8 protein-coding genes, 1 other RNA gene and 1 pseudogene are annotated in these 11,339 nt (G+C 28.2%); 1 reads left to right on the top strand and 9 read right to left on the bottom strand.

Features of this window, described 5'->3' with window-relative positions:
* Positions 1–97 precede the first annotated feature (97 nt).
* The 8 genes and pseudogenes from Q4E08_RS03645 to Q4E08_RS03610 form a co-directional block, all read right to left on the bottom strand.
* Positions 98–703 (bottom strand): annotated as a pseudogene (locus Q4E08_RS03645) (putative ABC transporter permease).
* A gap of 186 nt (positions 704–889) precedes the next feature.
* An RNA gene (gene rnpB, locus Q4E08_RS03640) (RNase P RNA component class A) lies at positions 890–1,230 on the bottom strand.
* A 47-nt stretch (positions 1,231–1,277) separates the two neighbouring features.
* The gene (locus Q4E08_RS03635; protein ID WP_303128584.1) at positions 1,278–1,553 is read right to left on the bottom strand and encodes a hypothetical protein; all 276 of its coding nucleotides are present in this window, start codon (positions 1,551–1,553) and stop codon (positions 1,278–1,280) included.
* A gap of 47 nt (positions 1,554–1,600) precedes the next feature.
* The gene (locus tag Q4E08_RS03630; RefSeq protein WP_303128582.1) at positions 1,601–2,395 is read right to left on the bottom strand and encodes a Nif3-like dinuclear metal center hexameric protein; all 795 of its coding nucleotides are present in this window, start codon (positions 2,393–2,395) and stop codon (positions 1,601–1,603) included.
* 18 nt (positions 2,396–2,413) lie between these two features.
* On the bottom strand, positions 2,414–3,112 hold the full coding sequence (locus Q4E08_RS03625; protein ID WP_303128580.1) for a class I SAM-dependent methyltransferase: 699 nt from the start codon (positions 3,110–3,112) through the stop codon (positions 2,414–2,416).
* Between the two features lie 108 nt (positions 3,113–3,220).
* Positions 3,221–4,324, bottom strand: a complete 1,104-nt coding sequence (gene rpoD / locus Q4E08_RS03620; protein WP_303128578.1) for an RNA polymerase sigma factor RpoD — start codon at positions 4,322–4,324, stop codon at positions 3,221–3,223.
* A 29-nt stretch (positions 4,325–4,353) separates the two neighbouring features.
* On the bottom strand, positions 4,354–6,126 hold the full coding sequence (dnaG, locus tag Q4E08_RS03615; protein WP_303128575.1) for a DNA primase: 1,773 nt from the start codon (positions 6,124–6,126) through the stop codon (positions 4,354–4,356).
* A gap of 202 nt (positions 6,127–6,328) precedes the next feature.
* Entirely contained in the window at positions 6,329–7,360 is a 1,032-nt protein-coding gene (locus Q4E08_RS03610; RefSeq protein ID WP_303128573.1) for a deoxyguanosinetriphosphate triphosphohydrolase, read from the bottom strand.
* Between the two features lie 214 nt (positions 7,361–7,574).
* Between Q4E08_RS03610 and Q4E08_RS03605 the strand changes: the two genes are divergently transcribed.
* Positions 7,575–8,639, top strand: coding sequence for a CotS family spore coat protein (locus Q4E08_RS03605; protein WP_303128571.1), 1,065 nt, complete (start codon positions 7,575–7,577; stop codon positions 8,637–8,639).
* Between the two features lie 38 nt (positions 8,640–8,677).
* On the opposite strand, the gene ppdK is transcribed toward Q4E08_RS03605, so the two are convergent.
* The gene (ppdK, locus tag Q4E08_RS03600) at positions 8,678–11,305 is read right to left on the bottom strand and encodes a pyruvate, phosphate dikinase (RefSeq protein WP_303128568.1); all 2,628 of its coding nucleotides are present in this window, start codon (positions 11,303–11,305) and stop codon (positions 8,678–8,680) included.
* Positions 11,306–11,339 lie beyond the last annotated feature (34 nt).

Here is an 11,339-nt window from a genome sequence, read left to right as displayed (position 1 = left end):
TAAAATATTTATCTATATATAAGATATGCATAGTTTATATTTTTTCAACAAATAAACAAAAAAACATTAATATATAAAATATTAATGCTTTTTAAAATTACTTATTTTTCTGTTTTGGAAAAATCATATTTGGATATACTTTCTTTAAATATGAATTTGGATAATGCTCATCTAAAAATCTATCTATTGCATTATTAGCTTTAACGTGATTTATTCTTGCAACTTCTCTTCTTACAGCAAGTGCAGATAATATTATATTAGGTACCATAATTATTATAAAAATATAAGTCCAAATTTTTATTGTTTTATTTGAAAAGTGATTAATAATTTTATTAAATAAAGGATATATTTCTTTTATAAAAAATAATCCTAATATTCCCCAAAATACACAATATTCAATACTTGTTCTTCCATTAATGCTAAGTGCTTTACTTGTATAATCCCATGATATTGTTCCTACCATCTTTTGCTATACCCATGAACAAGTATACTCAAAAAAACCACCTAAAACTGCACTTATTAAAAATATTATAAATCCATCCCATTTTGCAATTTTATATAAAAGTATTGTACAAAGAACACAACCTATACCATATACAGGACTAAATGGACCATATAATAACCCTTGTCTACTTTCAAAATACCCATTTCTTATGAAACACCAAATCATTTCCACAGCATATCCTAAAACCGAACCTATCATAAATATCCAAATTAATTTATAAAAATTTATTTCTTTTTTTGAATTAAACATATACTCTTCTCCTTCCATAATATCAATATAAAAATAATATCATTATATTAAATATTTAAAGAAAATTTCCTTTTAAATTTTTTTTAATTTTAAACATAAAAAGAAAAACACTAGGTAATACCCTAGTGTTTTTCATATATGAGATAAGCCATAAGCGGAGTTCTGTATTAAGCAATCATCTATCTAGGCTTACTATTGCTAGTAAGCTCAAGCGACACACCACGAAACGGGACGGGCAGCCCCAAAATGTTTCTTTCTCGGTCTTGCTCCAAGTGGGGTTTACATAGCCATAATGTCTCCATTATGCTGGTGAGCTCTTACCTCGCCTTTCCATCCTTACCTAAAAATAGGCGGTATATTTCTGTTGCACTATCCTTCGAGTCGCCTCGACTGGCCGTTAGCCAGCACCCTGCCCTATGGAGCTCCGACTTTCCTCTCCTAGCTCTAAGGCTAGCAGCGATTGCACGTCTTACTCACATTGTATATACTATCATATATTTTTTCATTTTACAAATGAAATTTTTTACAACTCACAAAGTAAAAGTAATATTATAAGCAATAATGCCATTATAACTACTCCAGTTAATCCAACTCCAAATAATAATAATGCACAAACCATTGCACCACAAACACAACATTTTGCTGGAGTAAACCAACAAAAAAAGATTGATTTTTTAAATTCATTAAAAGGAGATTTCCCCCTTGATCCTAAATTTCTAAATCCGCTCATAAATTTATTAAAGCCATTACTTTCACTATTCATCTTATACTTTGACTTCTTACCCATAGCACCATCCATTAAACATTATTATTATTTAATATATGATGATATAACTCATTTGTTAACTAAACAAATGTATATGGATCTTTATTAACTTCAGATTCTATAAACTTTATTTCCATAAATTTATCTTTTAATGGTTTTATTGCCTCTAAAAAAGCTAACCATTCAGTCCCAAAATGTCCTGCATCTATTATAGTTATTCCAAGTTCTTTATAATCAGATGCAAAATGATATGTAGTATCTCCTGTTATTATACAATCTGCTCCTAAATTTACTGATTCACTTATAAAATCTTGTCCACTACCATTTATTATAGCTAATTTTTTTACATATTCATTTCCTGTAACAACTCTTAAACTTTGAATACCAAGTTTTTCTTTTATTAAAGCAACTAAATCTTCTACTTTTAAATTATCTTTTAAACTTACGATTCTACCAAGTCCAGCTTCAGAAAACTCACTATTTTTTGATTTTTCTATTATCATATCAGAATCAAACCCTAATATTTTTACTATCTTATCATTTATTCCATTTTGAACTGAATCTAAATTAGTATGACTTGAATAAAGAGATATATCATTTTTTATAAGTTCAATTATTTTATTTCCAAGCAAATCATTTTTAACTATTCTATTTGGTTTTCTAAATATTAATGGATGATGTGTTATTATCATATCACATTTATTTTCAATAGCCTCTTTTATTACATTATTTGTACAATCAAGAGCTAATAAAATCTTAGAAACTTCTTTTTCTTCATCCCCAACCATAAGACCTACATTATCAAAATCTTCTTTAAGTACTTCTGGAGCTATTTCATTCATAAATTTTTTTATATCTTTAACTTTTATACTCATAAATCTCATCTCCAAATATTAATTATTTATATATTGAGCTAAATTATTTAATATATCTACCTTTTCTTTTAATTCTTTTTTTCTTTCTATAGCACTTTCTGTATCATCATCTATGAAATTTAAAATTTTATTATACTTTTCAATTTTAGAATTTATGTATTCTTTCATTACTGGATGCTTATCTCTTAATAACTTAGGGCTAATTTCATAATATATTTTATCTAATTCTGTAACTTCCCCATCTTTAACCCTAACTTTAAATAACTCATAATATTTTTCTTCATCTATACATAAATCTTCTTCAATTACCTCATAACCATTTGTATAAAGGTATTCTCTTAATATTTCTGGATTTTGAGCTGGTTGAAGTATTATAAATTCAAAACCTTTAGCTTTTTCTTTATCAGCTTCAAGTATATCTCTTATTAAATTCCCTCCCATTCCAGCTATAACTAATCCTTGTGCTTCTCCTTTTTTTATAGGATCAAGACCGCCTCCTAGTCTAACCTCAACATTTTCATCTACTCCTTCAAATATTGAATTTAGCTTTGCTTTATCTAAAGGATCTTTATTTATATCTGTGGCAATAGACTTTTGGCATATATTTTTTGATACTGCATATATAGGAATATATCCGTGGTCAGTTCCAACATCTACTAAAGTTTCGCACTTATCAATATAATTAGCTATTAAATTTAATCTTTTACTTAATTCCATATGTATTCTCCTATTTCCTAATGATGATTTATTTTCTTTTGTTTTAAGTATATATTATATCATAAATTTAAAATTAAAATAGCACCACATTTTGGTGCTATTTTAAGACTAATCTAAATAGTCCTTAAGTTTTTTACTTCTTGATGGATGTCTTAATTTTCTTAAAGCTTTTGCTTCTATTTGTCTAATTCTTTCTCTAGTTACGTTGAACTCTTTACCAACTTCTTCTAGAGTTCTTGCTCTTCCATCATCTAAACCAAATCTAAGTCTTAATACTTTTTCTTCTCTTGGAGTTAAAGTATCTAATACATTTATAAGTTGTTCTTTTAGCATTGTAAACGCAGCTGCTTCAGCTGGAGCTAAAGCATCATCATCTGGTATAAAATCTCCTAAATGGCTATCTTCTTCTTCTCCTATTGGTGTTTCAAGTGAAACTGGCTCTTGAGCTATTTTTTGAATTTCTCTGACCTTTTCAACAGGTAAATCCATAACTTTTGAAATTTCTTCTGGGAATGGATCTCTACCTAATTCTTGAAGTAATTGTCTTTGAACTCTTATAAGTTTATTTATAGTTTCAACCATATGAACTGGTATTCTTATAGTTCTTGCCTGATCTGCAATAGCTCTTGTAATCGCCTGTCTTATCCACCAAGTAGCATAAGTTGAAAATTTAAATCCTTTTCTATAATCGAATTTTTCTACAGCTTTTATAAGACCTAAATTACCTTCTTGTATAAGATCTAGGAAAAGCATACCTCTTCCTACATATCTTTTAGCAATACTTACAACAAGTCTAAGGTTTGCTTCTGCAAGCTTTTTCTTAGCATATTGACTTCCTTCTTCAATTTGATTTGCAAGTTTAATTTCTTCTTCTGAAGATAATAAAGGTACTTTTCCAATTTCTTTTAAATACATTCTAACAGGGTCATCTATAGCTATACCTTCTGGTACACTTAAATCTAATTCTTCTTCAGCCTCTTCAACTTCTGCATGTGGTTCCCCAGTTACTTCTATTCCCATTGATTCTAATACTTCATATATTTTTTCTATTTGTTCTGGACTTAATTCTATATTATCTATTTCATCCATAATTTCTTTATAAGTTAAGGAACCATTCTTTTTCCCTTTATCTATTAAATTTTTAACTACAACCATTTTTTGATTTCTATCTTTTTTTTCTTCTTTACCTTTAACTTTTGTTTTTCCTGCCATAATTTGTTACCTCCTTCCGTCATGACCATTTAATCTCTCTCGCCCTTTTTTAATTCACTATTTAATTTATTTAATTCTAGTGCAATTTTTATTGAATCTTCTATTAATCCTTTTTCAGCTAATTCTTTTTGCTTCTTTTTAAGCTTATCAATTTCTCTCTTTAATTTAAAACTCTTAACCTCTTTTATGTAATCTAATATTAGTCTTTGTTTATCCGTAGCTTTTAAAACTTGGAATTCTTTTATTTTTACCCATTCCTTAGAAGATTCTATATCATCACACCCAGCTTCAACATGTAAAGTAATATCTTTTAATCCTCTTTCTTTTCCATCTTTAATAAGATTAAAAATTTTAGAGTAAGAATTAGAAATTAGATCCTCAGAGGAAATATTATTAACTATTTCTCCATAAAAATCTTCATCTAACATTAATTTTATTAATGCTTTTTCAGCTTTTAAATAACCAGGTTCTACATATAATTTTGTTCCAAATTCTTCCTTTTTATTCACTAAATCATCAGTTTTCGTATTTCTATTTATAGCAATTAAATCATATAAGGATTGCTCCTTTATTCCTGTATCTTCTGATATACTTTTTACGTAAATATCTTTTTCTACAGGATTTAACTTTGCTAGTATTTCAGTAACTCTATCACCATATTCTATAAGAGAAGTTTTTTCTTTAAAGTTTATTCCCTCTTTTGCTCTTTTTAGCTTATAAGATATTAAATCTTCAGCATTATTAACAAGTTTTAAGAAAGCATCCTTTCCATTGCTTCTTACAAACTCATCTGGATCTTTTCCCTGAGGTATTTGTAATACCCTAACATCAAATCCTGCTTCCCTTAGTATATCAAGTCCTCTAATTGTAGCTGTTTGACCTGCAACATCTGCATCATAAGAGATAATCACTTTATCTGCATATCTTTTAAGAAGACGTGCTTGATTTACAGTTAATGCAGTTCCTAAAGATGCAACTACATTAGTTATTCCATATTGATGAAGAGATATTAAATCCATATACCCTTCAACTATTATAAAATACCTATCTTCTAACTTATTTTTTATAGCAAAGTTTAATCCATATAAATTAGTTCCTTTTTGAAATACTAAGGTCTCTGGAGAATTTAAATATTTGGGTTTAGAGTCATCTAAAACTCTCCCACCAAAACCTATAACATCTCCTTTTATATTAAATACTGGAAACATTACTCTATTTCTGAACCTATCATATAATGTTCCTTTTTGACTTCTTATAATAAGACCTGCCTCAAGAATTAATTCATCACTAAATCCTTGCTTATTTAGATAATATCTTAGATTTTGCCATCCATCTTTTGAATAACCAAGCCCAAACCTCTTTATAGTTAAATCTTTAATTCCCCTATTACTGAAATATTCTTTAGCTTTTGAATCTCTTTGAAGGTTAGAAAAAAAATATCTAGCTGCTGCTACATTAACCTTATATAAAAGATTTTTCTTTTTAACAACCTTACTTTCTTCACCATTTCCAAGACTTAAAGGAATATTAGCTCTCTCTGCAAGTAACTTACACGCTTCAATAAAATTTAGATTTTTTTGTTTCATAACAAATGTAAGTACATTGCCAGCTTCTCCACATCCAAAACATTTGTAGATTTGTTTATCTTGAGAAACACTAAAGGAAGGTGATTTTTCATTATGGAACGGACAAAGTCCCATGTAATTTCTACCTGATCTTTTAAGTTTTACTACATCTGAAATAACATCAACAATATCATTCTCTTGTTTAATTCTTTCAATAGTTTCTTCTGTAATACGCAAGGAGCTCTCTCCCTCCTCAGCTTTTTTATGCAACTTATTTTATATTCGACATTTTTTTGCTTATCCCTTCTTTTATTATAAACATTTTTTGTAGAATATTATATTTTGTTGCTCTTTTTATACATATTCTTCTTAAATATTCAAATTCCTTCTTTTGTATACAAATTTATTTTTCCTTAATTTGTATTTTTTATTCCTTTTTTTAGTATATAACTAGTTTTGGAACATAAATTTCATTAAATTTATTTAAACAATAATCATCACTCATACCAGCTATATAATCACAAACTCCTCTTTCTAATCCTTCCCTTTCAACAATTTCTGAATAAAGCTTAGGCATTTTATTTGGATTTTTCATATAATAATTTATTATATGTTCTAATATAAATTTAGCTTTATCCCTCTCTATCTTTAAAATTTCACCTAAATAAATATTTTTAAACATAAATTTTCTAAGTTCTATCATAGCTTCATCTTTTTCTTTGCTAAGACCTACTTTTAAAATTCCATTTTCTAAGTTTTTATTAGATTCATTTATAAAATCTGTTACTAAACTTTCAATTCTAGTAGAATGATTATTACCTAAAACTTTAATAACTTCTTTTGGAAGTTCCTCTTCCCTTAACATATTTGCTCTTATAGAATCATCTATATCATGATTTAAATATGCAATTTTATCAGAATATTTAACAACTATCCCTTCTAAAGTAAATGCATTATTTTTTTTATTTTTTGAAAGACCACTATGATTTATAATTCCATCTAAAACTTCTTTAGTTAAATTTAAACCTCTTCCATCCCTTTCTAACTTTTCAACAACTCTAACACTTTGCTCATTGTGTCTAAATCCGCCCTTTAAAAAATCATTTAAAACTTCTTCTCCATTATGCGCAAATGCAACATGACCTAAATCATGCCCTAATGCTATAGCTTCTATTAAATACTCATTAAGACCTATCCCTATTCCTATAGTTCTTGCAATTTGTGAAACTTCTAAAGTGTGTGTTAACCTTCTTCTGTAATGATCCCCATTAGTTCTTATATATACTTGTGTTTTATCTTTAAGTCTTCTAAACGCTTTAGAATGTATTATTCTATCTCTATCTACCATAAAACAAGTTCTTATGCTGTCATTTTTTTCATTGATTTTTCTTCCTAGACTTTCTGAAGAATACTGCGCCTCTTTTCTTAATGTCAACCTTTCAAAATTCTCAATTTTTTCTCTTATATACACATAATTCACCTCTAATTAAATAATTCTATATATATCTTTAAAATCCTTTATTTATTACTTCACCTTAGTATTTGCAAAAATTTTAAATTTATTATTATTCTATTTAGATAAACTTTATAATAAATATAGTAATAACAAGTACAAAAAATAAAAATTAACTGTTGAAAAGTAAAATAAATTTAATAATAAGCAATGTATTTAAGGAGATTATTTAATGAGCAAAAAGTATAAAAATAAATGTAAAGATATATTTTCAGAAGAAAATATAAAAAAAAATATTTTGATTCATTATGGATTAGATGATGCTAATATTGAAATAATAAAATTTAAAGATACAGATAAACAAAGAGCAGTTTATAAAATAAATAAGTCTGGTATTTCCTACTGCTTAAAAAAAGTTTATTTTGATGAAAAAAATTTACTTTTTGTTTATTCTGCTTTAGAGTGGTTATGGAAAAATGGAATAAAAACACCAACTCTTTTAAATACTTTATCTAAAGAGAAATATGTTAAATTTAAAAATATGTTTTTCATTCTCACCCCTTGGATAGATGGTGTTAAATGTGATTTTGACAATTTAGATCATTTAGTAATCTCAATAAGACAACTTGCTGGAATTCATTCTTACTCAAGAAAATTTAAACCTATACCTGGAAGTGAAAATCGCATAGGCCTTTCTGATTATTACATATCTACAACAAAGCATTTTGAACAGTTATTATCATTTTATAACTTAGCTTCTAAATCATCAGATAAATTTTCTAATGAATATATAAAAACCTTTGATGATAACTTAGAACTTGCTAAAGCTTCATTATATTTAACATCAAATATAAATAATAATGAATTATCTAAATCTTTATGCCACGGTGATTATGTAAATAAAAATATTATATTTGATTACAATTCTAATATATGGGTAATAGATTTAGATAAATGTAGATTTGATTATTCTGCTAGAGATTTTGGATATTTTCTTAGAAGGCTTTTAAGACGAGATACAACCTGTTTTGATATAGAACTTACCTTATCACTATTAAGAGAATACAATAATATAACTAATCTTACCCCTTCTGATTTAAGATATATTTTAGCATATGTTGCCTTTCCGCAAAAATTTTGGAAAATATCAAGAGATTATTATAAAAACTTAAATAAATGCAATAAAGATGCATTTTTTGCTCTTCTACAAAAATCTAATGATAAAACTTATTTTCATCTTAAATTCATTAATGAAATAATACCTAGAATAGAATCTGAATATGGATTTAAACTTTAAAAAAGTCCTAGAGAATAAATTCTCTAGGACTTTATTAATTATCTTTTATTCTTTACTTGTGCTTGAGCTGCTGCAAGTCTTGCAAGTGGAACCCTAAATGGTGAACAAGATACATAATCTAAACCTATATTATGGAAGAATTCAACAGATGAAGGATCTCCACCATGTTCTCCACATATACCAAGTTTTATATTTTCTCTTGTTGATTTACCTTTATCTACTGCCATTTTAACTAATTGTCCAACTCCATTTTGATCAAGTTTTGCAAATGGATCTTGCTCATAAATTCCTTTTTCATAATATGAACCTAAGAATTTAGCTGCATCATCTCTTGAAAATCCGAAAGTCATTTGAGTTAAATCATTTGTACCAAATGAGAAGAATTCTGCTTCTTTTGCTATTTCATCAGCAGTAATACAAGCTCTTGGAATTTCTATCATAGTTCCAACTTTGTATTCTATCTTAGTTCCTTTTTCATCCATAACTAATTCTGCTGTTTTAACAACTACATCTTTAACATATTTTAATTCTTTAAGTTCTCCAACTAATGGAATCATAATTTCTGGTATTACATTATATCCTCTTTCAATATTAACAGCTATTGCAGCTTCAATAATTGCTCTTGTTTGCATTTCTGCAATTTCAGGATAAGTTACTGCAAGACGACAACCTCTATGTCCCATCATTGGATTAAATTCATGTTTACTCTCTACAGCATTTTTTATTTCTGATACATCAATATTTAATTCTTTAGCTAATGCTTTCATATCTTCATCAGTATGAGGTAAGAATTCATGTAGTGGTGGATCCAAAAGTCTTATTGTAGCTGGCATACCTTTAAGAGCTTCATATATTCCTATAAAGTCTGCTCTTTGCATTGGAAGTATTTTATTAAGTGCTTTTCTTCTTTCTTCTACTGTTTTAGCTATTATCATTTCTCTAACAGCTAAAATTCTATCTTCAGCAAAGAACATATGCTCTGTTCTACAAAGACCTATTCCTTCTGCTCCAAATTCTACAGCTTGTTTAGCATCTCTTGGAGTATCAGCATTAGTTCTAACCTTTAATGCTCTTATTTCATCAACCCACTCCATGAAAGTTTTAAAGTGTCCTGTTATTTCTGGAGTAACTGTTTTTATTTTTTCTCCATATACATTTCCAGTAGTTCCATCTATTGAAATATAATCTTTATCAGTATAAACTTTTCCATTAACTTCTAAAGTCTTATTTTCTTCATTTACTTTTAAATCTCCGCATCCTGCAACACAACAAGTTCCCATTCCTCTAGCTACAACAGCTGCATGTGAAGTCATACCTCCTCTAACAGTAAGTATTCCTTCTGCTGCTATCATACCTTCTATATCTTCTGGTGATGTTTCAAGTCTAACTAAAACTACTTGTTCTCCATTTGCTGCTCTCTCTTTTGCTTCTTCTGCAGTAAATGCTATTTTACCACATGCAGCACCTGGTGATGCAGGTAATCCTTTTGCTATAGGATTTGCTTTCTTTAAATCATCATCATAAAACGTTGGATGAAGAAGTGTATCTAATTGTTTTGGCTCAACTTTAAGTATTGCCTCTTCTTTTGAAATCATACCTTCATCTACTAAGTCAACTGCAATCTTAAGTGCTGATTGAGCTGTTCTTTTACCATTTCTAGTTTGAAGGAAATATAATTTTCCTTCTTCAATTGTTATTTCCATATCTTGCATATCTTTATAATGCTTTTCTAATATGTTAACTATGTCAACAAATTCTTTATATATTTTAGGATTTTGTTCTTCTAGTTTCTTTATAGGAAGAGGTGTTCTTATTCCTGCAACAACATCTTCTCCTTGGGCATTCATTAAATATTCTCCATAAATTTCATTTTCTCCATTTGCTGGATTTCTTGAGAATACAACTCCTGTTCCTGAAGTTTCTCCTTTATTACCAAATACCATTTCTTGAACATTTACTGCTGTTCCCCATTCACCTGGTATATCATTTAATCTTCTATATACTATAGCTCTTGGATTATTCCATGATCTAAATACAGCAGTTACCGCTTCAATTAATTGTGTTTTTGGATCTTGAGGGAATTCTTCCCCTTTTTCTTTTACATATATTTGTTTATACATTGAAACAAGCTCTTTTAAATCCTCTGCAGTTAACTCTGTATCAAATTCAACTCCATTACGCTCTTTCATTTCATCAATTTTATTTTCAAATAATCTCTTTTCAATTCCCATAACAACATCTGAGAACATTTGAATAAATCTTCTATATGAATCATAAGCAAATCTAGGATTATTTGTAGCCTTTGCCATAGCCTCAACAGAAGCATCATTTAACCCAAGATTTAATATGGTATCCATCATACCAGGCATTGAAACCCTAGCCCCTGATCTTACTGAAACAAGAAGTGGATTTTCAGTACTTCCAAACTCCTTTCCAGTAACTTTTTCTAATTCCTTCATAGATTTTTCTATTTCTTCTATTATTGAAGACGCAATTATTTTCCCATCTTCATAATATTTATTACAAGCCTCTGTTGTAACTGTAAATCCTTGTGGAACTGGTACTCCAAGACTTGACATTTCCGCTAGATTGGCACCCTTTCCACCTAGCAAATTTTTCATTGACGCATTTCCTTCCTTAAAAAGATAAACGTACTTTTTTTCCATCTCAATACTCCTCCGTTCAATACTAATGTTATCT

It is taken from the genome of Clostridium sp., from assembly GCF_030532265.1.
Lineage (GTDB): Bacteria > Bacillota > Clostridia > Clostridiales > Clostridiaceae > Clostridium.
This window is presented reverse-complemented; position numbering and strand designations above follow the sequence as displayed.